This is a genomic window from Micromonospora palomenae, from assembly GCF_007829925.1.
GTDB classification, from domain to species: Bacteria; Actinomycetota; Actinomycetes; order Mycobacteriales; family Micromonosporaceae; genus Micromonospora; species Micromonospora purpureochromogenes.
Window position 1 is genome coordinate 55,477 of the sequence record NZ_VIXA01000006.1, and the last position, 23,809, is coordinate 79,285.

A 23,809-nucleotide genomic window follows, 5' to 3' on the forward strand; every position below is an offset into this window, starting at 1 on the left:
CCGTGCGCTGCCACGTCTGGTCGTTCCCCCTGTCGGACCGCCGCCCGGGTGCAGCATAGAACAGCCCTCGATAATCTCGCTTGTCAAGATACTCGACCACTTGCACCAATGCTCTCGTTCGGCAAGACTCTTGACAGCCGAGATTTCAAGTCGAAGGACCGTGAGGGCATCCGATGTCTGTGTTCACCCGCGTCGCCCGCGGCCGGCTGGCCGCCTGGCTCACCGTGGTAGCCGCGCTCGTCGTCGGCGCGGCGGTCTTCGGGCTGCCGAAGCCCGCCAATCCCGACCCGGTCTCCGCCACCGGCCTGTCGGTCGAGTGGCAGTCGACCCAGGCCGAGCGCCTCCAGGACCAACTGCCCTCCAGCGACACCCAGCCGGCGATCGTGGTGCTCAGCCGCGACGACGGCGGGGCGCTCACCGAGGCCGACCGCGCCGCGCTGACCGCACGCTCGGGGGAACTGGCCCGGTTGGCCGTCGGCGGCCGGATCAGCCCGCCGCAGGTCGCCCCGGACGGCACGGTCGCGCTGGTCGCCGTACCGCTGTCCACCGCCGGTGGTCAGGAGCAGGTCGGGCAGACGGTGGACCAGCTCCGCGCCGCCCTGGCCGGCCTGCCCGACGGGCTCGCCGTACAGGTGACCGGCGGACCGGCCTTCACCGCGGACCTCACCAAGGTCTTCGAGGGCGCCGACACCACGCTGCTACTGGTCACCGCCGCCGTGGTCGCGCTGCTGCTGCTGATCACCTACCGCAGCCCGTTCCTGTGGATCGTGCCGCTGGTCGTCGTCGCGGCGACCGAGCAGCTCACCCTGCGCGCCCTGGACACGATCGTCCCGGCGCTCGGCATCAACATGCCCGGCGGCGCCGTCACCGGCATCGCCAGCGTGCTGGTCTTCGGCGCCGCCACCGACTACGCGCTGCTGATCATCGCGCGCTACCGCGAGGAACTGCGCCGTGAGGAGGACCGCTTCGTCGCCATGCGCGCCGCCCTGCGCCGCACCGCCGAGCCGATCCTGGCCAGCGGCAGCACCGTGGTCCTGGGCGTGCTCACCCTGCTGCTGTCCGAGCAGGAGCTCAACCGGGCCCTCGCGGTGGCCTGCGCCACCGGTGTGGTCTTCGCCATGCTCTCCGCGCTCTTCGTTCTCCCCGCCGCGTTGGTGATCTTCGGCCGGGGGCTGTTCTGGCCGTTCGTCCCGCGGGCCGGCAGCGCGGCGCGGGAGGGCCGGCTGTGGGGCCGGCTCGGCGCCGCCGTCGTCCGTCGGCCGGCACCGGTCGCCGTCCTCGCCACGCTGCTGCTCGCCGGCCTGGCGCTCGGTGGGCTCGGCATCCGCACCGGCCTGTCCGAGACCGAGCAGTTCCGGGTGAAGCCCGAGGCCGTCGCCGGCGCCGAGACGCTGGCGAAGGCGTTCCCGGCCGGCACCACCCAGCCGGTCGCCGTGCTCACCACCCCCTCGGCGGCACCGGCCGTCACCGCCGCCGCGGCGGCCGTCCCCGGCGTCGCCTCCGCCCGGCCCGGCGAGGCGGGCGGCGGCATCGCCCAGGTCGACGTCGTGCTGGCGGCCGAGCCGGGCACCGCCGCCTCCGACCGGGCGATCGAGGCGCTGCGGGACGCGGTCGCCGCGGTTCCCGACTCCGCCCCGCCCACGGTCGACGGCGCGGACGAGTTCGCCGGGGCGGTGGTCGGCGGTCCGGTGGCCGCCACCTACGACTCGACCGAGGCCGACGGGAAGGACCTGCGGCTGGTCCTGCCGATCATCCTGCTGCTCGTCGGCGCCGTGCTGGTGCTGCTGCTGCGGGGCCTGGTCGCCCCGGTGCTGCTGGTGCTCACCGTCATCGCGTCGTTCTTCGCCAGCCTCGGCGCGGCGTGGCTGCTCTTCGACCACGTCCTCGGGTTCCCGGCGCTGGACAGCGGCGTCCTGCTGATCGCGTTCGTGTTCCTGGTGGCGCTCGGCGTGGACTACAACATCTTCCTGGTCACCCGGGCCCGGGAGGACGCCCGCAGCGCGGGCACCCGGGACGGCATGCTCTCCGCACTCCGGGTCACCGGCGGGGTCATCACCAGCGCCGGCATCCTGCTCGCCGCGGTCTTCGCCGTCCTCGGCGTCCTGCCGCTGATCACGCTGACCCAGGTCGGGATCATCGTCTGCATCGGTGTGCTGCTCGACACCCTGCTGGTGCGCACGGTCCTCGTCCCGGCGCTGGCCTTCCTGCTGGGCGACCGGTTCTGGGCCCCGGGCCGCATCCACCGCGATCCGGCGCTCGACGCGCCGACGGAGCCGGAGCCCGTCGCCGCACGGCCCTGACCGTTTCCGAGGCCGGGGCGCGCGCCGCGTCCCGGCCCCGGAACGCTCAGGGCGGTTGCTGGTCGGGCCCGTGCTGCGCACCGACCGGGGAGCCGCCCCACCCCGGCGTCGCCGCCGTCACGAGGCACCGGACCGGCGGGAACGCGTGCCGGGTCGCTGCACCCCGACGCCGCCGTCGCGAGAAGCCGGGCCGCAGGAGCGCGGCTATCGGGGCGGTGGGGCGCCGGTGGCGCGTACCGCCCGGTCCCGGGTGGCCCAGGCGACCACGAACACCGCCGTCCAGGCCACCCCGAGCAGCACCGAGGTGACGGTCCCGCTGGCCGTGCTCCAGCCCAGGTAGAGGCGGGCCCCGCCGAGCACGGCGATGCCGGCCGCCGCCGCCGTCCAGGCGGCCACCGCCACCGGCCAGCGGGCGTCACGGGAGACCAGCCAGGCGAGCGTGCAGAGGCTCGCGGCGACCACCGCGTTCTGCGTCGGGAACATGACAGCCGCCCGGGCCGACGGGGTGGCGTCGGCGACCACCGCCAGCACCACCAGCGGCAGGAAGGCCCCGACCGTGCCGAAGACACTGAGCAGGTCCGCCCGCCAGGGCCGGTGCCGCCAGGCGAGCACCCCGGCCACCACCGCCACCAGCACGATCAGGAACGACCCCCGCAGCACGGAGACCGTGGTCAGGGCGGCCTGCACCGCGCCCGGGGTACGGCGGTGGGCGAACCAGTCCGCGATCGCGCCGTCGACCACGGCCAGCCCGCTGAAGCGGACCACCGCCTCCAGCAGCCACGCGACGGCGAACCCGGCCGCCGACAGCAGCAGCAGGCCGGCGCCGAGGTTGAGCAGCAGCGCCCAGCCCGGTCCGAGGTGCATGGCGATCAGGAAGAAGAGGATGCCGTACCGGCCGGTGACCCAACGCACAGGCGGCAGGGCGGCGGCCCGGGTCAGCAGCGCCCGCGCCGGGTCGGGATGGCGTCCCAGCCACCGCCCGGCCAGCACGATCGCGGCCAGCACGGCCAGCAGCACCAGCACCACCCCGGTGGCCCGGCCGAGCAGCCGGGAGACCGTCTCGTACGACTCGCCGGCCAGGTAGCCCAGCAGCACCGAGCCGCCCACCCAGGTCGTCACACCGGCCAGGTTCCACGGCGCGAACCGCCGGTACGGCAGGCCGGCCGCACCGGCCAGCCGGGGCACCAGGGTGCGGGCGAAGGCGATCCACCGGGCCGCGAACACCCCCCGCCCGCCCAGCCGGCCCAGCAGCGCGTCGGCCCGGGCCCACCGCTCGGGGCCCACCCGGGTACCCAGCCCACTGGCGCGCAGCCGGGGGCCGTACCGGCGGCCGGACCGGAACGCGAGTGTGTCTCCCATCACCGCCGCACCTGTCATGACGAGCAGCGCGGGAACAAGACGAAGCGTCCCCGCGTAGGCTAAGAAGCCGACCAGCAACAGGGTCGCCTCGCCCGGCACCAGCAGACCGAAGATCACCGCGGTCTCCCCCGCGACGATTGTCGCGGCGATCACATAGATCAGCAGGGACGGCAGGCCCTGCAGCGAGGTCAGCAGGTCATGCATCCGGTCCCCATGAACACGGGGGCCAGCATGCCAGCCGCGCGAATGGTCGGAACAGCAGTTCCGGCAGAGATCCGGGCCATCTGGGGGTGACCCCGACACGTGCCCCGGCAACCGTAGACAGGAGTATGGAGGGTATGCAGCTTCGCACCGACCTCCGCAACGTCGCCATCATCGCCCACGTCGACCACGGCAAGACGACCTTGGTCGACGCCATGTTGCGGCAGGCCGGCGCCTACGGCGCCCGTGGCGAGGTAACCGAGCGGGTCATGGACTCGATGGACCTCGAACGGGAAAAGGGCATCACCATCCTCGCCAAGAACACCGGCGTGCGGTACATGCCGGCGGACGGCTCCGACCCGGTCACCATCAACATCATCGACACCCCCGGCCACGCCGACTTCGGCGGCGAGGTGGAGCGGGGCCTCACCATGGTCGACGGGGTCGTCCTGCTGGTCGACGCCAGCGAGGGCCCGCTGCCGCAGACCCGGTTCGTGCTCCGCAAGGCGCTCAAGGCCCGCATGCCGATCATCCTGGTGATCAACAAGGTGGACCGCCCGGACGCCCGGATCAAGGAGGTCGTGGACGACACCTACGAGCTCTTCCTGGACCTGGACGCCGACGAGGAGCAGATCGACTTCCCGATCGTCTACGCCTGCGCCCGCGACGGCATCGCCTCGCTGACCCAGCCGGCCGACGGCTCGGTGCCGGACGACAGCAGCTCCCTGGAGCCGCTGTTCCGCACCCTGCTGGACACCATCCCGGCGCCCGCGTACGAGGAGGGTGCGCCGCTGCAGGCGCACGTCACCAACCTCGACGCCTCTCCGTTCCTGGGCCGGCTGGCGCTGTGCCGGGTCCGGCAGGGCACCATCCGCAAGGGCGAGTCGGTCTCCTGGTGCCGCACCGACGGCAGCACCCAGCGGGTGCGCATCTCCGAGCTGCTGATGACCGAGGGCCTGGAGCGCAAGCCGGCCGACTCGGCGGGCCCGGGCGACATCATCGCGGTCGCCGGCATCCCGGAGATCATGATCGGTGAGACGCTGGCCGACGCGGAGAACCCGACCCCGCTGCCCCTGATCACCGTCGACGAGCCGGCCATCTCGATGACCATCGGCACCAACACCTCGCCGCTGGTCGGCCGGGTCAAGGGCGCCAAGGTCACCGCCCGGATGGTCAAGGACCGGCTCGACAAGGAGCTGGTCGGCAACGTCTCGCTGCGGGTACTGCCGACCGAGCGGCCGGACGCCTGGGAGGTGCAGGGCCGCGGTGAGCTGGCGCTGGCCATCCTGGTGGAGCAGATGCGCCGGGAGAACTACGAGCTGACCGTCGGCAAGCCGCAGGTGGTCACCAAGGAGATCGACGGCAAGGTCTGCGAGCCGGTCGAGCGCCTGACCATCGACGCCCCGGAGGAGTACCTCGGCGCGATCACCCAGCTCCTGGCGACCCGCAAGGGCCGGATGGAGCAGCTGGTCAACCACGGCACCGGCTGGATCCGGATGGAGTGGCTGGTCCCGGCGCGCGGCCTGATCGGCTTCCGCACCGAGTTCCTCACCGACACCCGGGGCACCGGCATCCTGCACCACGTGTTCGAGTCGTACGAGCCGTGGTTCGGCGAGCTGCGGACCCGGCAGAACGGTTCGCTGGTCGCGGACCGGGCCGGCGCCGTCACCTCGTTCGCCATGATCAACCTTCAGGAGCGCGGACAGCTCTTCGTCGAGCCGACCACCGAGGTGTACGAGGGCATGATCGTCGGGGAGAACTCCCGCTCCGACGACATGGACGTCAACATCACCAAGGAGAAGAAGCTCACCAACATGCGGGCGTCGACCTCCGACGAGACCGAGAAGCTGATCCCGCCGCGCAAGCTCTCCCTGGAGCAGGCGCTGGAGTTCTGCCGCGAGGACGAGTGCGTCGAGGTCACTCCGAGCGCGGTCCGCATCCGCAAGGTGGTGCTGGACCAGACGGCGCGCGGCCGGGCCGCCGCCCGTCGCAAGCACGCCGGCTGACCCACCGCCCGGCACACCACCGGAGCCCGGACCGCCCCTGCGGTCCGGGCTCCGCCCGTTCCCGCTCCTCACCGGCCGTCGGTCACGACCGGACCGGTCTGACGGCGAGCAGGGCGAAGAGGTCCGGCACCGGGCCGGACCCGGACTCGGTGGTCCGGGTCAGCGTGAGGCCGGCGGCGGTGACCGCGTTGAGCAGGTCGGCCAGGGGTACGTGCCAGGCGCCGACGCGGGCCCGCACCCCGTGCGTCGACCAGACCCGGAAGCTGCGGTCCCGCTCGGCGTAGCCGCCGTCGACGACGATCCGCCCGGGGTCGGACCGGTCGGCGAACGGGCCGATGAAGCACGGGTGCACGCCGACGTGGACGAAGCGCCCGCCGGGCGCCAGCACCCGGGCCGCCTCGGCGATCACCGCCCGGTAGTCGGGCACGTCGGTGTGGGCGAGCACGCAGGCCACCGCCGGCAGCGCCGAGTCGGCGACCGGCAGCGCGGCGGCGTCGCCCCGGGTCACCGGCAGCCGGGCGCGGGCGTGCCGGAGCTGCCCGCCGGAGAGGTCGACGCCGACCGGCTCCCAGCCCAGCCGGCGCAGCTCGGCGGCGTGCGCGCCGGTGCCGCAGCACAGGTCGAGGCAGCGGCCGGGGCCGGGGCCGAGCAGGTCGGCGAGCTGCCGGCGGACCCGGGTCATGTAGTCGGAGGCGAACTGTTCGTACCAGTCGGCGTGGGCGTCGTACGCGGCAACCGTCATGTCGGCACGGTAGGCGCCCGGACCGGGGTCGCGCTGTCCCGCGCCGGCGATGATCGGCTACGGTCACCGGCATGATCTGGGATGATCTCGACGCGCGGCTGGAGCGGGTGCCCGGCACCGTCTCGGCGTACGTGGGGCGGCTGGGCGCGGAGCCGACCTGGACCCGCCGGCCCGACGCCACCCACTACGCGGCCAGCACCATGAAGATCGCGGTGCTGCTCGCGCTGCACCGGGCCGCCGAGGCGGGCGAGCTGGACCTGGACGCGCCGATCCCGGTGGTCAACGGATTCGACTCGGCGCAGCCCGGGACGCCCCGCTTCTCCTGCGCCCAGCACTACGACAACGACGACGCGGTGTGGGCGCGGGTGGGCGGGACCGCCCCGCTGCGCTGGCTCGCCGACCGGATGATCACCCGGTCCAGCAACCTGGCCACGAACATCGTGCTCGGCCGGGTGGGCCTGCCGGCGGTGGCCCGCGCCTGGGCGCTCGCCGGGGCCCGACACAGCGTCACCGGCCGGGGCATCGAGGACTTCGCCGCCCGCGACGCGGGCATCACCAACCTGGTCACCGCCGCCGACCTCGCGGCGCTGCTCGGCGGGCTGATCACCGGGGCCGCCCGCCCCGGGCCGCTGGCCTCCCCGGCCGCCTGCGCGGCGATGACCGACGTGCTGCTGGCCCAGGAACACCGCGAGGACCTGGCCGCCGGGCTGCCCGAGGGCACCCGGATCGCGCACAAGAACGGCTGGGTACGGGGAGTCCGGCACGGCGCCGGCGTGGTCCTGCCGGACGACGCCCCGCCGTACGTGATCGTCGTCTGCACCACCACCGACCTCGCCGACGGCGGCGCGACCGGTGAGGAGGTCGAGGACGACGCCTGCCGGCTGATCGCGGAGATCTCGGCAACGGTCTGGGCGGCCCGGCACGACCTGGCCGGCTGACCCCGGGCGGGTCACTCCAGCAGGTTGTCCCGCAGCGCGTCACGCACCTCGTCGGTGACGCCCAGCCCGTCACGCAGGTACGCGTCGAACGAGCCGTGCACCCGGCGCACCTCGTCGTAGGCGGCGTCCAGGTACTCCGGGCGCACCTCCAGCACCGGGCGCACCGTCTCCGGGTCCAGCGCCGGTTGCCGCCCCACCATCGCCTCCAGCAGCACCTCGCGCAGGCTCACGGTCAGCTCGTTGTGGCACAGGTAGTCGGCGCGGATCGCCGCGGGGTCCACGTCCAACACGGTGAGCAGCAGCACCGCCAGCCAGCCGGTGCGGTCCTTGCCGGCCGAGCAGTGGAACAGCAGCGGCAGGTTGTCCGCGTCCGCCGCCAGCCGCAGCGCCGTGCCGAACCCCGCCCGGGCCGCCTCCCCGGTGACGAACCAGCGGTAGATCGCCGCCATCGCCGCCGGGGTGCCCTCCCGGGCCAGCTCGTCGTATGCCTCCAGGTCGTGGCCGAGCAGCAGCGCCGAGACGTACGTGAAGACCGGGTGCGCCGGGTCGAGGACCGGCAGGTGCACCACCCGGGGCTCCCCCACCAGCCGGTCCGCCGGGGCGACCACCATCTCGGAGGCGTCCCGCAGGTCCACCACGCAGGCCGGGGCGAGCTTGCCCAGCACCGGCAGGTCGGCGTCGGTCAGCCGGCCCAGCGCCGGGGTGCGGATCAGCCGTCCGGCACGCACCCGGCGCCCGTCGGCGGTGGGCAGCCCGCCCAGATCACGCGCGTTCGGCGCGCCCACCAGCTCCCAGTCCCGCCTGCCCATTCGGCCTCCCCCTGCGCTGCCCGTCTCCGTATAGGGTGCCGCACATGACGATCGCCGCGGTACGCACCCACCGGCTTTCCGCGCCCCTGCACACCCCGTTCGTCACCGCGCTGCGCCGCACCACCACCGTGGACACCCTGGTGGTCGAGGTGATCGACTCCGACGGGCGGTCCGGCTTCGGCGAGGCACCGCAGGTCTGGAAGGTGACCGGCGCCTCGGTCGCCGGCGCCGAGGCCTGCGTACGCGACATGCTGGCCCCCGCGGTCGCCGGCCGGGACGCCGACGACCTGGTGGCCCGCTGCGCCGAGGTGCGCACGGCGGTGACCGGGAACGAGTCGGCCAAGGCGGCGCTGGACGTCGCGCTGCACGACCTGGCGGCCCGGCGGCTCGGCGTACCCCTGGTGCGGCTGCTCGGCGGCACGACGCTGCGCGTCCCGACGGACGTCACGCTGGCCGCCGGCGACGCGGTGGAGCTGGCGGCGGCGGCCAAGCAGCGCCGCGCCGAGGGTTTCGACGTGCTCAAGCTCAAGGTCGGCACGGACGCGGCGACCGACCTGGACCGGGTCCGCGCGGTGCGGGCGGCGGTCGGCCCCGGGATGCGGATCCGACTGGACGCCAACCAGGGCTGGACCCCCCGCGAGGCGGTGCGGGTGATCCGGGGCATCGTCGACGCCGGGCTCGACGTCGAGCTGGTCGAGCAGCCCGTGTCCCGGTGGGACCTGGACGGCCTGGCCTGGGTCAGCGACCGGGTGGAGGTGCCGATCCTGGCCGACGAGTCGGTCTTCGGCGTCCGCGACCTGGTCGAGGTGATCCGCCGTCGGGCGGCCGACATGGTCAACGTCAAGCTGGCCAAGTGCGGCGGCCTGCACACCGCCCGCACCCTGCTCGACCTGGCCCGCGCCCACGACATGGGCACCATCGTCGGTTCCATGATGGAGAGCGCGGTGGGCATCGGGGCGGCCGCCAGCCTGGTCGCCGCGTACCGCACCACCGCCGTGTCGGACCTGGACGCCGCCTGGTGGCTGGCCTGGTCGCCGGTGCGGGGCGGGGTCCGGTACGAGGGCGCCACCGTCGTGCTGCCGGACGCGCCCGGGCTGGGCATCACCTCCGTCACTGAAGCAAAAGTGCAGCACCGTGGTTGATGATCGTTGGTTTTTTTCATAGGGTCCGGATAGGCGCCCGCCCGAACCGGAGGTCGACGTGAAGCTGCAACCGGGCCGCGAGGCCGTCGTCCGGGTCGCCGTCGCGACGCTCTGGGCCACCCCCGAGGCGGTACGCCCCGTCGACCGCCCCGCCCTCGCCCCACGCACCGACATCCCGGCCTGGGTCGCCGGGATGGACACCGACCAGCGGGTCGGCGAGTGCGTGCTGACCCAGCTGCTGCTCGGCGAGCGGGTACTGGTCACCGAGCTGCGCCCGGACGGCTGGGCCCGCGTGGTCGCCGTCGAGCAGCCCGCGGCGGAACTCGACCCGCGCGGCTACCCCGGCTGGCTGCCCACCGCCCACCTGGCCCTCGCCGGCCCGGCCGCCCCCGCCGGCGAGCCGCTGGTGGTCGACGCCGGCGTCAGCGCCCTGCACGCCGCGCCGGACGGCCCGGTGGTCGTGCCCGGCGTCGTCCTCGGCACCCGACTGACCCCGACCGGCGGCCCGGTCGACGGGTGGCGTCCGGTGCACGCCCCCGGCCACCCGGGGCCGCTGTGGATCCCCGAGGCGGACGTGGTCCCGCTGCCCACCGGCCGGCCGGAGCCCGGCGAGGTGCTGGCCGTCGCGGAGCGCCTGCGCGACGTGGTCTACATCTGGGGCGGGGTCTCCAGCCACGGCATCGACTGCTCCGGCCTGGTGCACCTGGCCTGGCGCCGGTTCGGGGTGACCCTGCCCCGCGACGCCGACGACCAGGCCGAGGCCACCGCGCCGGTGCCGCTGGGCGAGGAGCACCCCGGCGACCTGTACTTCTTCGCCCGCCCCGGGCGCCCGATCCACCACGTCGGCATCGTCACCGCCGAGCCCGGCGGCGACCGCCGGATGCTGCACGCCTGCTACCGGCAACGGCGGGTGCTGGAGGAGCAGCTCCCCGCCGACCGGACCGCCACCCTGGTCGCCGTCCGCCGGGTCTGACCCGTACGCGAAAGGGGCACCCCGGCGAACGGGGTGCCCCTTTCCCCGCGTACGCGGCTGAGGCTCAGCGCCGGGCGTCGGCCAGCTCGCGGCGCCGGTCCCGGGACGACTTGACCAGGCTGGCGGCGGTGGCCACGGCGAGGGTGCCGAGGATGACCGTCAGGGAGAGCCAGATCGGGATGTGCGGGGCCCACGCGACGTGCTCGCCGCCGTTGATGAACGGCAGGGTGTTGTCGGCCAGGGCCTCCAGCACCAGCTTGACGCCGATGAAGCCGAGCACCACCGCCAGGCCGTAGCTGAGGTAGATCAGCCGGTCCAGCAGGCCGCCGAGGAGGAAGTAGAGCTGCCGCAGCCCCATCAGCGCGAAGACGTTCGCGGTGAAGACCAGGTACGGCTCCTGGGTGATGCCGAAGATCGCCGGGATCGAGTCCAGCGCGAAGATCAGGTCGGTGGTGCCGATGGCGATCATCACGATCAGCATCGGGGTGAACAGTCGCCGGCCGGCCTGGTGCGTGGTCAGCTTCGCACCGTCGTAGTCCTTGGAGATCGGCAACGCCTTGCGGCTCCACCGGATCAGCATGTTCTCGCTGAACTCGTCCTCGTCCGGCTCGCCCTGCCGGGCGAGGTTCACCGCGGTGTAGATCAGGAACGCGCCGAAGATGTAGAAGACCCAGGAGAACTGGGAGATCAGCGCCGCCCCGGCGGCGATGAACCCGCCCCGCATGACCAGGGCCAGCACGATGCCGATGAGCAGCACCTTCTGCTGGTACGGCCGGGGCACCCCGAACCGGGCCATGATGATCACGAAGACGAAGAGGTTGTCCACCGAGAGGCTGTACTCGGTGAGCCAGCCGGTGTAGAACTGGCCGGCCGCGCTCGCTCCGGAGGTGAGCCAGAGCCCGGCACCGAAGATCAGGGCCAGGGCCACGTAGAAGCCGACCCAGAGGCTCGACTCGCGGACACTGGGTTCGTGCGGTCGTCGACCGACGATGAGAAGGTCGACGAGCAGGACCGCCGTCATCACGACGAGGGTCCCGGCCCACACCACTCCGGACACGTTCAATGCATTCCTCCGGCAGACACGCGACGTCGGGCACACCGTAACGCCGGTTGGCGGCGAGACGAGCGGCGACGCGGACACTGGTGACTGTCGGAGGTCTCTTCCGCCAGCGACCCGCGGGCGGGACGATGACCGACGGAGCCGGGTCGGGCCGCCAGGTTCGGCGGTCGACCGTGCTGACGACTCCGTCGCGGGGGAATACTCCCCTCCTCGCGGGCCATTGTTCCCCATCCCGGCCGGCCACCGCATCTCCAGGTACCTGGATTGCCGGCAGTATCACCTTCCGACACGATCCGTGGCACGTTCCCTACGCCGTCCTAGGAGGCTAGGTGCCATCCAAGTGGTCGGCGCGGCCGGCCGTGGATGCGCTGGTCAGCCGGGTGGCAGGAGCGGATCGGCGAGCGACCAGCCGGCGGCCAGCAGCCCGTCGCAGGCCGCCACCGCCCGGGCCAGCCGCTCCGGGTGCGGCCCGGTGAGCTCGATCACCGGCACCCCGCAGCCGGCCAGCTCGGCCCGGAACCGCTCGGTCATCCAGGCCCGCAGGTGCGCGCCGTCGCGCAGCCCGTCGTCGGAGAACGGCACGCCGACGTGGTCGGTCAGCAGGTAGAGCGCGGGCCGGCGGGCCGCCGCCCGGACCGGCTCCGACGCCGAGCCCAGGTAACGCTCCTCCCACACCGCGGTCGCCCGGGCGTCGGTGTCGCAGACCAGCAGCGGGCCGCTGGACCGGGCGGCGGCGTCCTCCGCCGCCTGCTGGGCGCGGACCACCTCGACGAAGTCGTCCCGGTCCCAGGTCACGTCGAAGACCGTCGCCGCCGGCCGCCCGGCGCGCAGCCGGGCCAGCTTGCGGGCGGTCAGCTCCCGGCCGTACTCCGGCACCCAGGCCGTGCCGTAGTGCGCGGCGAGGGCGGCGGCCATCGTGGTGGTGCCGGTGGACTCCGCCCCGACCACCACCACCCGCCGCACGAACCAGGCCCGCACCGCCGGGCTCAGCCGGTCCCAGTGCCCCGCCGGGTCCGCCCGTACCGCCGTGCCGGAGACCGGCACCACCCGCCGGTCCGGGTCCACGCAGACCGCCGTGGCGTCGAACCGCCGGGCCAGTTCCCCGCCGTACGCCTCGGAGGAGAACACCGCGTCCACCGGGCGCCCGCCGAGCGCGGCCCGGAAGACCCCGCAGTGCGCGTCCCAGGCCGCCGGGTCGGCGTAGTCCACCGGGTGGTCGTCGTAGCGGCCGACGAACCGGACCCAGGGGGTGTGCGCGTGCGCCTCGCGCAGCCAGTCCAGCCGCAGCTCGAGCGGGATGGACTCCCGGCGCGACGGCGCGACCACCACGGTCACCGCCGCGCAGCGGCCGGCGGCGGCCTCGATCAGGGCGTGGTGCCCGGCGTGCGGCGGGTAGAACTTGCCGACCACCATGCCGTGCCGGAACTCCGGCCGGGCCGGGCCGGCGGGCGGCCCGCTCACGCGGTCGTCCTCCAGCCGGGCCGGTCCGGCGGGCGACCCGCTCACGCCGCCGCCGGGGCCGGACCGGCCGGCACCACGGTCGGGACGCCGGCCGTGCGCAGGTCGGCCCGCCAGGCCCGCAACCCGAGTACGCAGAGCGCCAGGAAGATCAGGTAGAGCGCGCCGGTGAGCCAGAGCCCCTTGTAGGCGTAGAGCGGGATGTAGACCAGGTCGGCCACGATCCAGGGCCACCAGCTCTCCACCAGCTTGCGGGTCTGCCCGTAGGTGGCCAGCAGCGACAGCGCGGTGGTGAACGCGTCGGCCAGCGGCACGGTGGAGTCGGTGGCCCGGTCCAGCAGCGCCCACAGCCCGCCGGTGAGCAGCACCCCGGCGACCGCCAGCCCGGCCCACTCCCGGCCGCTCGTCCGGCTGACCGCGAGCCGGCTGCGCCGCTCGCCGCCGAAGAGCCAGTGGTACCAGCCGTAGAGGCCGAGCAGCACGTAGACGACCTGGAGGCCGGCATCGGCGTACAGGCCGGCGGTCCAGAACAGCACCATCAGCAGCAGCACGTTGGCGATGCCCACCGGCCAGTTCACGATGTGCTGCCGGGCGACCAACCAGACGTTGAGCACGCCGGTGGCGAAGCCGAGCAGCTCCGCCCAGGTCGTTCCGACGTCCCCGACGGTGAACGCCACCGTGGTCAACCAGTCCAGCATGATCCGCCCCTCCCCTGGCCCGAGCGATCACCCTAGGGCCGGGGCGGCCGGCGGAGAAGACCCCTCCGTCCGGTTCCACCGCCGGGCGTGCGAGGCTTCGGTCATGGTGCTTGAGGTCGCGCTCATCGACGTACTGCCCGGACACGAGGACGAGTTCGCCGCCGCCTACGCGCAGGCGCACGGGATCATCACGGCCGTCGAGGGCTGCCGGTCGGTCCGGATGACCCGGGGCATCGAGACCCCGACCCGGTTCGTGCTGCTGGTCGAGTGGGACTCCGTCGAGGCGCACGAGCAGAACTTCCGGGGCACCGAGGCGTTCGACAAGTGGCGGGCGCTGATCGGTCCGCACTTCGCCGGCCCGCCCCGGGTCGAGCACTTCGTCGACGTCCCGGCCTGATCCGGCGGATCCACACCCGTCGTTGTCGTACCCCCCGGTTACCGTGCGACGCACGCGCGGCACACCGGCCCCGACGCGTTCGGGGGTGCCGGGTCCGGTGGCCGCGCGGCGTCCTGCCGGCCTACCGCTGACCGGCCAGGTGATCGACCCGGCGGGCGGCTTCCCGCGGCACCGCTGAGCGGCGCTCACCCGCCGGCCGAGCGACCCGCCTCCCCCTCGGCGCCGCCGGGGCGCGCGCCGTTGGCGACCTCGCCGGCCCGGTCGCGCAGCAGCGCGGCGGTCTCCTCCGCGCTCAACGCCACCGCCGACAGCCAGCCGGTCATCCGCTCGTAGCGGGCGACGTCGGCGTCGGTAACCAGCCGCACGTCGTTGCTGAGCGTCTCCAGCATCACCGTGCGCGGGTCGGCCGGGTCGGGGAAGGAGTAGCAGGAGTAGGCGGTCAGCGCGTGCACCGCCCCGGGCGGGGCGGCTGTGCGGGGCACCACCCGGATCGTCACGTTCGGCAGGTCGGCCAGGGCGAGCAGGTGCGCCAACTGCTCCTGCCAGATCTCGACCGGGATTCCGGCCGGGTCGCAGACCCGTTCGTCCAGCAGGCCGGTGTAGTGCGGCGGGTCGGGGCGGCGCAGCACCTCCTGGCGGGCCAGCCGCGCCCGCACGTCGGCCTCCACGTCGACGTCCGGGTGCAGCAGCCGGCCGGCGAGGACCCGCAGGCGGGCGTACCCGGGGGCCTGGAGCAGACCGGGTACGACGGCCGGCTGGTACTCCACGATGGCCGCCGCCCCCGCCTCCAGCTCGGCGTACGTGCGCTGCCGCTCGTGCATCTCGCCGAGCGCCTTCCACCAGCCACGGCTGGTCGCGGCGTCCCGGGCGATGACGATCAGCGCCTCCCGCTGCGGCGACGGCACCTGGTAGACGTCCAGCAGGTCGAGCACGTCGGCGAGGTCGGGCCGGCTCTGCCCCAGCTCGATGCGGGACAGCTTCGACGTGGAGGCCCAGCCCAGCAGCCCACACACCTGTTCCAGGGTGAGCGCCTCCCGTCTGCGCAGCTGGCGCAACTCGGCGCCGAGGCGCGCACGGCGAATGACAGGACTCGATGACAACGGCATCCCGGCCTCCCCACGACGGAGGGTACGCAGGACCGTCACCCAGGGCAATACCTCGCTTGCGCACCGCAACCGCCCGGCGACCCCCCGTCGAGTGCGACACCCGCGCCGCCGGGCGGAGCGCACCGGTCAGGGCCGGTACGTGCCGAACGACCAGACGTTGCCGGCGAGGTCGCGGGCGGTGTAGTCGCGGGAGCCGTAGTCGGTGTCGAAGGGCTCCCGGACGATCTCCGCGCCGGCCGTCCTCGCCCGGCCGTGATGGGCGTCGACGTCGTCGACCGCCACGTAGACGACGTAGTCGTCGTCGGCCGGCCGGACCCGGGGACCGCTCCCGGTGGCCAGCATGAGCAGATCGCCGCCGTAGCCGAGTTGGGCGTGCGCGACGGACCCGTCGGGCGCGTCGTGCACCTCATGGACCTGGAAGTCGAACGCCGCGCAGAGCCAGTCGATCGCGGCACGGGCGTCGGGATACCGGAAGACCGGGTAGATGCTTCGCATGGCCCGAGTCTGCCGCCGGCCCGGTCAGCCGGGATTGGACGAAAGCGATCCGGAGCGCGCCAGCGCGGCCGGCGTCGTACCGGCGAACTCCCGGAAGTCCCGGATCAGGTGCGACTGGTCGTAGTAGCCGCAGCGGGCGGCCAACTCCGCCCAGCCGCCCGGGCCCCTGAGGGCATCGGCGCCCGGCCGGGGGACGAGGTCGCGGGCCAGCGTCGCGTACGCCCGCTGGAAGCGCAGCAGCCGGGCGGTCGCCTTCGGCGTCAGCCCCAGCTCCGCGCGGAACCGGACGGCGAGGTGCCGACTGCTCCAGCCCAGCTCGTCGGCGAGCGCACCGACGCCGATCCGGCCGCCGGTGCCGGCGAGCCGGCGCCACGCCCGGCCCAGCGTCGGATCGAGCGGAGCGGAACCGGCCAGCCGCGCGCCGAGCGCCGCGTCGAGCAGGGCGAACCGGCGCGGCCAGTCCGGCGCGTCGGCCAGCCGGCAACGCAGCCTGTCCAGCCACCGGTCCGGCAGGTCGCCGACCGGCACGGCCCGGTTGGTCAGCTCGCCGAGCGGCAGGCTGAGGACCCGGCGGGCCGCCGGTGGGGTGAGCACCAGTTGCACGCCGAGCCCCACGCCCAGGGTCGAGGTGGTGCAGTGGCCGTCGAAGGGCCCGGCGACGAACGAGTCCACCCCGTACGCCCCGCGCCCCGCCGCCCGCGGGTCGACCACGTCGAGGGGGGCGCCCCAGCCGAGCACCAGCACCACGAACGCGCCGGCCGCCTCGCGGCGGACCAGGGGCAGCGGGGCGGGCTCGCGGTAGCCGAGGTACCGGTCGACGAACGGGCGCAGGCAGGGGTCGGGCAGACCGACGACGGCCTCGATCCCGCCCATCCCCCGCTCCCCTACTTCACGCCCGCGGCGTCCATCCCGCGCAGTTCCTTCTTGAGGTCGGCGACCTCGTCCCGGATCCGGGCGGCCAGCTCGAACTGCAGCTCCCGGGCGGCGGCCAGCATCTGGTCGTTGAGCTCCTGGATGAGCTGCGCCAGATCGGCGCGGGCCATCCCCTCCCGGGACGGGCCGGCCGCGCCACCCCGACTGCGGCTGCGGGTCTCCTTGACCGGGGCCTTGCCCCGGGAGAGCTGGCGCACCGCTCCGCCGACCCGGCTGTTCTCGGTGTCCTCGGCCTCGCGGTAGATGTCGTCGAGGATGTCGTGGATCTTCTTGCGCAGCGGCTCCGGGCTGATGCCGTGCGCCTCGTTGTGCGCGATCTGCTTGGCCCGGCGCCGGTCGGTCTCGTCGATCGCGTCCGCCATCGACGGAGTGATCTTGTCGGCGTACATGTGCACCTGGCCGGAGACGTTCCGGGCGGCGCGGCCGATGGTCTGGATCAGCGACCGGCCGCTGCGCAGGAAGCCCTCCTTGTCGGCGTCGAGGATCGCGACCAGGGACACCTCGGGCAGGTCCAGGCCCTCCCGGAGCAGGTTGATGCCGACCAGCACGTCGTACTCGCCCTTGCGCAGCTCGCGCAGCAGCTCGACGCGGCGCAGCGTGTCGACCTCGGAGTGCAGGTAACGCACCCGGATGCCGTTCTCCAGCAGGTAGTCGGAGAGATCCTCGGCCATCTTCTTGGTCAGCGTGGTGACCAGCACCCGCTCGTCGCGCTCGGTGCGCAGCTTGATCTCGTGCATCAGGTCGTCGATCTGGCCCTTGGTGGGCTTGATCACGACCTCCGGGTCGATCAGCCCGGTCGGGCGGATCACCTGCTCGACGAACTCACCCTGCGCCTGCTCCAGCTCCCACGGACCGGGGGTGGCGGAGAGGTAGACCATCTGGCCGACCCGCTCCAGGAACTCGTCGAAGCGCAGCGGCCGGTTGTCGGCGGCGCTGGGCAGCCGGAAGCCGTGGTCGATCAGCATCCGCTTGCGCGACGCGTCGCCCTCGTACATGCCGCCGATCTGCGGGATGGTCACGTGCGACTCGTCGACCACCGTGAGGAAGTCGTCGGGGAAGTAGTCGAGCAGGCAGTGCGGCGGGCTGCCGGGCAGCCGCCCGTCCATGTGCATGGAGTAGTTCTCGATGCCGGAGCAGAAGCCGACCTGGCGCATCATCTCGATGTCGTAGGTGGTGCGCATCCGCAGCCGCTGCGCCTCCAGCAGCTTGCCCTGCCGCTCCAGCTCGGCCAGCCGCTCGCCCAGCTCGGTCTCGATGTCGCGGATCGCCCGCTCCATCCGCTCCGGACCGGCCGCGTAGTGGGTGGCCGGGAAGATGACCAGCTGGTCGACCTCGCGGACCACGTCGCCGGTGAGCGGGTTGAGGTAGTAGAGCTTCTCCACCTCGTCACCGAACAGCTCGATCCGGACCGCCAGCTCCTCGTACGCCGGGATGATCTCCAGGGTGTCGCCGCGGACGCGGAAGGTGCCCCGCTGGAAGGCCATGTCGTTGCGGGTGTACTGGATGTCGACCAGGCGACGCAGCAGCTGGTCCCGGTCGAGCTCCTGCCCCGCGGCGACCCGGACCGCGCGGTCCAGGTATTCCTCCGGGGTGCCCAGGCCGTAGATGGCGGAGACCGTGGCGACCACGATCACGTCCCGGCGGGTGAGCAGCGACATGGTGGCCGAGTGGCGCAGCCGCTCGACCTCCTCGTTGATCGAGGAGTCCTTTTCGATGTAGGTGTCGGTCTGCGGGATGTACGCCTCGGGCTGGTAGTAGTCGTAGTAGGAGACGAAGTACTCCACCGCGTTGTGCGGGAGCAGCTCGCTGAACTCCTTCGCCAGCTGGGCGCAGAGCGTCTTGTTGGGCGCGAGCACCAGGGTGGGGCGTTGCAGCCGCTCGACGAGCCACGCCGTGGTGGCGCTCTTGCCGGTGCCGGTCGCGCCGAGCAGCACGGTGTTGCGGTCTCCGCGCCGGACCCGACGCTCAAGCTCGTCGATGGCAGCCGGCTGGTCGCCAGCCGGCTGGAACTCGCTGACGACCTGGAAGCGGCCGTCGAGCCGGGGAATGTCGAGCGCCATGACACCAACGGTACGCCGAGGGTCCGACACTCCGTCGCGACTACGGGCGGTCCGTGATCGGCTTCGATATTCCCATTGTGGGCCACATCCCACCGCGCTAGCCTGAACACCGTAGGCCGCTCGCGGCGGCCGACCGGGCAGGTGGCCGGGCCCTCACGAGGCTCCCGCCCCCGGCACAGGAGGGTCGCAGCACCCGGACATCGCCGGCGTGCGCACCCGACGTGGTCGCGCCCATGGCGCAGACCGGCCGCCGCGAGCGCCCCTGCCTCGGCACCGTCTCCCTCGTCACCCTCGCCGCCGCCGGGCGTTCAACCACTCGTGGAGACCTCCCCCGACCGGCCGCCGCCCCCGTCCACCCCGACGGGTCCGCCCCCCGACATCCCCGTCGCCGCGCGGCGGCCCACCCGTACCCCCGGCGGCAACCGGGTGGCCGGCCACGGCACCGGACGCCGACGGTCGGGCCGGCGCCGGCGCGACTCCGCCCGGCACGCGCTGCGCACCCCGCCGGTCCTGGCCGCCGTCGCCGGCTCCCCGGAGGAGCCCGCCCGCCGGCGCACCACCCTGGTCGCCCTCGGTGTGGTCGCCGCCGCCTCGGCCGCGGCGCTGATCGCCGGCCTGCTGAGCTGGGCGCCCGCCCCCGGAGAGCCGGCCCGGGCGCTGACCGCGGCCGAGGCCGAACGGCTGGCCGCGACCCGGGTCACCAACCTCCGCGACGTGCGTGCCGGGGTCCGGGTGACGATCGGCACCGGCGCCGCCCGCACCGACCTGGTCGGCTGGATCGACTGGGCGCGGCCGCTGGCCTACCTCGACGTGGGCGGCCCGGGCGCGGGCGCCGACCGAGGGCTGGTGCAGGCGACGCCCTCGGTCGTCGTGCTCCGCCCCGACCCCGCCGCGGTCCCCACGCCGGCGTCCCCTCCGCTGGTGCCGCCGACGGACCGCTGGCGACTGCGCGACCTGCCCGCCGGCCGGCCACTCGCCGGGGCGCTCGACGTGCTGTTCGGGCTCAGCGCGGACCGGGCGGAGCCGGCCGATCCGCTGCGCCACGGCGCGGGGCGGTGGGTGGGACGGGAGAAACTCGCCGGCGAGCCGGTGGACGTCCTCCAGGCCCCGCTGCCCAGACCCACCACCGCCGCCGACCCGACCGCCCGTCCGCCCGCCCCGCCGGCGGCCGGCGACGGCGACCCCCGCTGGTGGGTCGACGGGGACTCCCGGCTGCACCGGTGGGAGGGACGGCTGCCCGGCGGACAGCCGGCCGCCGTCGAGCTGGAACGCAACGACCGGCCCACCATCTGGCCGGTGGACGCGCTGGGCGGCCGACCCGGGCTGCCCCGCGCGCTCACCGACGCCGAGGCCGAGCGGCTGGCCCGGCTGCCCGCAAGGCTGCGGGCCCAGCCGGGTGCCGCGGTCAGCGTCGCCGTCCCGCTCGGCACCGCCGCCAACCTGCGCGGCTCGGGATGGTTGAGCTGGTCCGGCGGGGTGGCGTACCTGTCGGTGGCTGAGCTGGACACCCTCGGCCGACGCACCCTGCTGCGGCGCGACCGGGGCGGCTTCGCCCGCGCGGAGGTGCCGGTCGAGCCGGGCGCCGGCGCCACCGGGGCCGCCAACGGCCCGCCGCTGCCACCACCGGCCGGGGCCGGCTGGCGGACCGGGGCCCGCCCGTTGGACGACCTCGACCTGCTGGTCGACGCGGCGCTGCGGGCGGACACCGCGCCCACCCGACCCGCGGCCGCCGTGCGGCTGCGCACCGACCGGGTCGCCGGGCGGGTGGTGGACGTGGTCGAGCTGCGCGTCCAGGGCATGCGGCTGCGCTACTGGCTGGACCGCACCGGCCTGCCCCACCGGCTGGAGCTGCGCACCCGGGCCGGCGCCTGGGCCCAGCTCGACCTCACCCCGGCGCCGGTGCCGGCCGGGATCGTGCCGCCCGAACCGACCACCAAGGCGCCGGCCGGCACGGCGGGCCGCCGCTGACCGGTCAGGGCCGCCAGCCGGTCTGCGCGGCCCACTCCTCGGCCCGCAGGTGCTCCTCGTCGAACCACGGGTCCTTGGCCGTCGCGTAGGCGCCGCTGTCCGGCGCCGAGGCCGCCAGCTCCCGCTTCAGCAGCAGGTAGGCGGCCCGCTGGTCCGGGTCGGCGCGCAGGTGGTCCCGCATCAGCAGGGCGTACCGCCAGCCGGGCGAGTCGGCCACCCGCAGGTGCAGATAGGCCGGGCGCCCCGGGTCGGCGCTGCCGTGGAACCGCTTGGCCCACCGCCCGCTGCCGGCCGGGCGTGGGCTGTCCCACCAGTCGCCGGGCAGCCGCGGGAAGCCGGCCCGAGCGAGCCGCTCGGCGAGCGGCCCGTCCGCCTCGTCGAGCGACGACACGGTCACCTGGATGTCGATCACGTCCTTGGCCGCCAGGCCGGGCACGGCGGTCGAGCCGATGTGGTCCACCCGCAGGTCCGCCGGGGCGACAGCGTGCCGGATCCGGGCGGCCAGCCGGGCGTACTGCTGGGGCCAGGTCGGGTCCGGCTCGGTCAGCAGGACCCGCTCCGGGCGGGCCGCCCGGCCCGCACGGACGTTGCGCTCGTAGGGCAGCAACCGGTCCCGCCAGAGGGCGTCCACGGCGGCGTGCAGCTCATCGAGGGCGCCGTCGTTGCTGAGCACCACGTCCGCCGCCGCGCGCCGGCGGGCGTCATCGGCTTGCGCGGCGATCCGCCGCTCCGCCTCCGCGCGGGGCATCCCCCGGTCGCGTTCCAGTCGTTCCAGCCGGGTGGCGACGGCCGTCTGCACCACGACCACCAGGTGGTACGTCGGCGCGAGCCCCACCTCGACCAGCAGCGGCACGTCGTTGACCACCACCGCGTCCGAGGGCGCGGCGGCGGCCAGTTCGGCGGTACGCGCCCGCACCCGGGGATGGGTGATCGCCTCCAGTCGCCGGCGGGCCACCTCGTCGCCGAAGACCACCGCGCCCAGCGCCGCCCGGTCCAGCGCGCCGTCGGCGTCGAGCACCCGGTCGCCGAAGGCGGCGACGATCTCCGCCAGCCCTGCGGAGCCCGGGGCGACCACCTCACGGGCGATCCGGTCGGCGTCGATGACCACCGCACCCCGCTCGGCCAGCCGGGCCGACACGGCGCTCTTGCCGGAGCCGATCCCTCCGGTCAGTCCCACCATCAGCACCGGACCAGTCAACCGGATCACCGCCCCCACCACAAAACCGCGTGGGCGGGGCGGCGAGGGGGAACGGTCCGGAGACGCGCGAGGGCCCCGCCCCCGACGATCCGGTGGCTACCGGATCGCGGGAACGGGGCCCGTCGTCGTCAGTGACGGCTCCAGGTCGCTGCGCGGCGTCAGCCGCGCCGAGCTGGAGTTGTCACCGGGTCACTTGCCGCCGGCGAGCTTCTCCCGCAGAGCGGCGAGCGCCTCGTCGGTGGCCAGGGTGCCGGCCGGCTCCTCGGCCTGACGGCTCGGGGCCGTGGTGGTCGTGGTGGTGGTGCCACCGGTGACCGCCGGAGCCGGGTTGGCAGCGGCCTCGGCGTCGGCCGCGCGAGAGGTCTGCACCTGCTTGGTGTGGGCCTCCCAACGCTGACGCGCCTCGGCGTACTGGTTCTCCCAGGTCTCGCGCTGCTTGTCGTACCCCTCGAGCCACTCGCCCGTCTCCGGGTCGAAGCCCTCCGGGTAGATGTAGTTGCCCTCGGCGTCGTACGTCGCGGCCATGCCGTAGAGGGTCGGGTCGAAGTGCTCCTCGCCCTCGACGAAGCCCTCGTTGGCCTGCTTGAGCGACAGCGAGATGCGGCGGCGCTCCAGGTCGATGTCGATGACCTTGACCATGACCTCGGAGCCGACCTGCACGACCTGCTCCGGGATCTCCACGTGGCGCTCGGCCAGCTCGGAGATGTGGACCAGGCCCTCGATGCCGTCGTCCACCCGGACGAAGGCGCCGAACGGCACCAGCTTGGTGACCTTACCCGGCACGATCTGCTGGATCGCGTGGGTGCGGGCGAACTGCCGCCACGGGTCCTCCTGGGTCGCCTTCAGCGACAGCGAGACCCGCTCGCGGTCCAGGTCGACGTCCAGGACCTCGACCTCGACCTCCTGGCCCACCTCGACGACCTCGGACGGGTGGTCGATGTGCTTCCAGGACAGCTCGGAGACGTGCACCAGGCCGTCCACGCCGCCCAGGTCGACGAACGCGCCGAAGTTGACGATCGAAGAGACGACGCCCTTGCGGACCTGGCCCTTCTGCAGCTTGTTGAGGAACTCGGTGCGCACCTCGGACTGCGTCTGCTCCAGCCAGGCCCGGCGGGACAGGACCACGTTGTTGCGGTTCTTGTCCAGCTCGATGATCTTGGCCTCGAGCTCGCGGCCGACGTACGGCTGCAGGTCGCGCACCCGCCGCATCTCGACCAGGGAGGCGGGCAGGAAGCCGCGCAGCCCGATGTCGAGGATGAGGCCACCCTTGACCACCTCGATGACCGAACCGCGGACGACGCCGTCCTCGTCCTTGATCTTCTCGATCGTGCCCCAGGCCCGCTCGTACTGCGCCCGCTTCTTGGAGAGGATCAGACGACCCTCCTTGTCCTCCTTCTGGAGGACCAGGGCCTCGATGTGGTCACCGACCGAGACGACCTCGGCGGGGTCCACGTCGTGCTTGATCGACAACTCCCGAGAGGGAATGACGCCCTCGGTCTTGTAGCCGATGTCGAGCAGGACCTCGTCCCGATCGACCTTGACGACGGTGCCTTCGACAATGTCGCCGTCGTTGAAGTACTTGATGGTCTCGTCGATCGCGGCGAGGAAAGCCTCCTCGGAACCGAGATCGTCGTGGGTGACCCGGGTGGCGCTCGAGGGGGCCTCGATGCTGCTCGTCATGTGGGCGGTTGCTCCGGTCGGATGGGTTGTCACAGCAGGCGTGGTGTCGCGGTGACCATTTCGCGCCAGCGGATCCGCCTCCGGGGCACACCGAACGATCGCCAAGTGAAGATCATTAGTGGCTCCGGTGACCGCGCACCTGCTCCCTGCCGAGGCACACGATCCGCGAGCGCATCGTCTAGCCTACCCGCTGCATTACCACAGCGTGCAAGGCCTCCCGTGTCCTCGCGACCTCGTCAGCTGCGAAAGCGGAGATTTCGGTGGAAAAGCGTCTCGACTGTCTCCT

General features: G+C 73.8%; 19 protein-coding genes. 7 read left to right on the plus strand and 12 right to left on the minus strand.

Going from position 1 to position 23,809, the window contains the following annotated elements; all coding sequences use genetic code 11:
- Positions 1 to 173: 173 nt before the first annotated feature.
- Positions 174 to 2,300, plus strand: a complete 2,127-nt coding sequence (locus tag FHX75_RS29065; RefSeq protein ID WP_154943685.1) for an MMPL family transporter — start codon at positions 174 to 176, stop codon at positions 2,298 to 2,300.
- 204 nt (positions 2,301 to 2,504) lie between these two features.
- On the opposite strand, the gene FHX75_RS29070 is transcribed toward FHX75_RS29065, so the two are convergent.
- Complete coding sequence (locus tag FHX75_RS29070; RefSeq protein ID WP_154943687.1) at positions 2,505 to 3,863, minus strand: DedA family protein; 1,359 nt, start codon at positions 3,861 to 3,863, stop codon at positions 2,505 to 2,507.
- A gap of 134 nt (positions 3,864 to 3,997) precedes the next feature.
- Here FHX75_RS29070 and typA point away from each other — a divergent pair, with 134 nt between their 5' ends.
- Positions 3,998 to 5,866, plus strand: coding sequence for a translational GTPase TypA (gene typA, locus FHX75_RS29075; protein WP_154943689.1), 1,869 nt, complete (start codon positions 3,998 to 4,000; stop codon positions 5,864 to 5,866).
- An 82-nt stretch (positions 5,867 to 5,948) separates the two neighbouring features.
- Here typA and FHX75_RS29080 read toward each other — a convergent pair whose 3' ends face one another.
- Complete coding sequence (locus tag FHX75_RS29080) at positions 5,949 to 6,608, minus strand: class I SAM-dependent methyltransferase (RefSeq protein ID WP_154943691.1); 660 nt, start codon at positions 6,606 to 6,608, stop codon at positions 5,949 to 5,951.
- A gap of 71 nt (positions 6,609 to 6,679) precedes the next feature.
- On the opposite strand from FHX75_RS29080, the gene FHX75_RS29085 reads away from it, so the two are divergent.
- Positions 6,680 to 7,546, plus strand: coding sequence for a serine hydrolase (locus FHX75_RS29085; RefSeq protein ID WP_154943693.1), 867 nt, complete (start codon positions 6,680 to 6,682; stop codon positions 7,544 to 7,546).
- 11 nt (positions 7,547 to 7,557) lie between these two features.
- Here the strand turns inward: FHX75_RS29085 and FHX75_RS29090 are convergent, their stop codons facing one another.
- The gene (locus tag FHX75_RS29090; protein ID WP_154943695.1) at positions 7,558 to 8,355 is read right to left on the minus strand and encodes a tyrosine-protein phosphatase; all 798 of its coding nucleotides are present in this window, start codon (positions 8,353 to 8,355) and stop codon (positions 7,558 to 7,560) included.
- A 44-nt stretch (positions 8,356 to 8,399) separates the two neighbouring features.
- On the opposite strand from FHX75_RS29090, the gene FHX75_RS29095 reads away from it, so the two are divergent.
- Both FHX75_RS29095 and FHX75_RS29100 read left to right on the plus strand, forming a co-directional pair.
- Positions 8,400 to 9,497 carry a mandelate racemase/muconate lactonizing enzyme family protein gene (locus FHX75_RS29095; RefSeq protein ID WP_154943697.1) on the plus strand — a complete coding sequence of 366 codons (1,098 nt, stop codon included), beginning with the start codon at positions 8,400 to 8,402 and terminating at the stop codon, positions 9,495 to 9,497.
- A 58-nt stretch (positions 9,498 to 9,555) separates the two neighbouring features.
- On the plus strand, positions 9,556 to 10,470 hold the full coding sequence (locus FHX75_RS29100) for a C40 family peptidase (protein WP_154943699.1): 915 nt from the start codon (positions 9,556 to 9,558) through the stop codon (positions 10,468 to 10,470).
- A gap of 64 nt (positions 10,471 to 10,534) precedes the next feature.
- On the opposite strand, the gene FHX75_RS29105 is transcribed toward FHX75_RS29100, so the two are convergent.
- The 3 genes from FHX75_RS29105 to pnuC all read right to left on the minus strand — a co-directional run bounded on the left by FHX75_RS29105 (position 10,535) and on the right by pnuC (position 13,686).
- Positions 10,535 to 11,533, minus strand: a complete 999-nt coding sequence (locus FHX75_RS29105; protein WP_154943701.1) for a TerC family protein — start codon at positions 11,531 to 11,533, stop codon at positions 10,535 to 10,537.
- Positions 11,534 to 11,902: 369 nt separating this feature from the next.
- Entirely contained in the window at positions 11,903 to 12,991 is a 1,089-nt protein-coding gene (locus FHX75_RS29110) for an AAA family ATPase (protein ID WP_246158808.1), read from the minus strand.
- 41 nt (positions 12,992 to 13,032) lie between these two features.
- Positions 13,033 to 13,686, minus strand: coding sequence for a nicotinamide riboside transporter PnuC (pnuC, locus tag FHX75_RS29115; RefSeq protein WP_154943703.1), 654 nt, complete (start codon positions 13,684 to 13,686; stop codon positions 13,033 to 13,035).
- A 103-nt stretch (positions 13,687 to 13,789) separates the two neighbouring features.
- Between pnuC and FHX75_RS29120 the strand changes: the two genes are divergently transcribed.
- The gene (locus FHX75_RS29120) at positions 13,790 to 14,083 is read left to right on the plus strand and encodes an antibiotic biosynthesis monooxygenase family protein (protein WP_154943705.1); all 294 of its coding nucleotides are present in this window, start codon (positions 13,790 to 13,792) and stop codon (positions 14,081 to 14,083) included.
- A 185-nt stretch (positions 14,084 to 14,268) separates the two neighbouring features.
- Here FHX75_RS29120 and FHX75_RS29125 read toward each other — a convergent pair whose 3' ends face one another.
- From FHX75_RS29125 to uvrB, 4 genes are all read right to left on the minus strand, one after another.
- Positions 14,269 to 15,189, minus strand: a complete 921-nt coding sequence (locus tag FHX75_RS29125) for a helix-turn-helix domain-containing protein (protein WP_154943707.1) — start codon at positions 15,187 to 15,189, stop codon at positions 14,269 to 14,271.
- A 126-nt stretch (positions 15,190 to 15,315) separates the two neighbouring features.
- Positions 15,316 to 15,684 carry a VOC family protein gene (locus FHX75_RS29130; RefSeq protein WP_154943709.1) on the minus strand — a complete coding sequence of 123 codons (369 nt, stop codon included), beginning with the start codon at positions 15,682 to 15,684 and terminating at the stop codon, positions 15,316 to 15,318.
- 24 nt (positions 15,685 to 15,708) lie between these two features.
- Complete coding sequence (locus tag FHX75_RS29135; protein WP_154943711.1) at positions 15,709 to 16,557, minus strand: helix-turn-helix domain-containing protein; 849 nt, start codon at positions 16,555 to 16,557, stop codon at positions 15,709 to 15,711.
- A gap of 11 nt (positions 16,558 to 16,568) precedes the next feature.
- The gene (uvrB, locus tag FHX75_RS29140; RefSeq protein ID WP_154943713.1) at positions 16,569 to 18,677 is read right to left on the minus strand and encodes an excinuclease ABC subunit UvrB; all 2,109 of its coding nucleotides are present in this window, start codon (positions 18,675 to 18,677) and stop codon (positions 16,569 to 16,571) included.
- Between the two features lie 318 nt (positions 18,678 to 18,995).
- Here uvrB and FHX75_RS29145 point away from each other — a divergent pair, with 318 nt between their 5' ends.
- Complete coding sequence (locus FHX75_RS29145) at positions 18,996 to 20,645, plus strand: hypothetical protein (protein WP_211364636.1); 1,650 nt, start codon at positions 18,996 to 18,998, stop codon at positions 20,643 to 20,645.
- A gap of 4 nt (positions 20,646 to 20,649) precedes the next feature.
- Here FHX75_RS29145 and coaE read toward each other — a convergent pair whose 3' ends face one another.
- Complete coding sequence (gene coaE, locus FHX75_RS29150) at positions 20,650 to 21,831, minus strand: dephospho-CoA kinase (protein ID WP_154943933.1); 1,182 nt, start codon at positions 21,829 to 21,831, stop codon at positions 20,650 to 20,652.
- Positions 21,832 to 22,032: 201 nt separating this feature from the next.
- Positions 22,033 to 23,523 (minus strand): 30S ribosomal protein S1, encoded by a 1,491-nt coding sequence (rpsA, locus tag FHX75_RS29155; protein ID WP_088961211.1) that lies wholly within the window; start codon positions 23,521 to 23,523, stop codon positions 22,033 to 22,035.
- Positions 23,524 to 23,809: the final 286 nt, after the last annotated feature.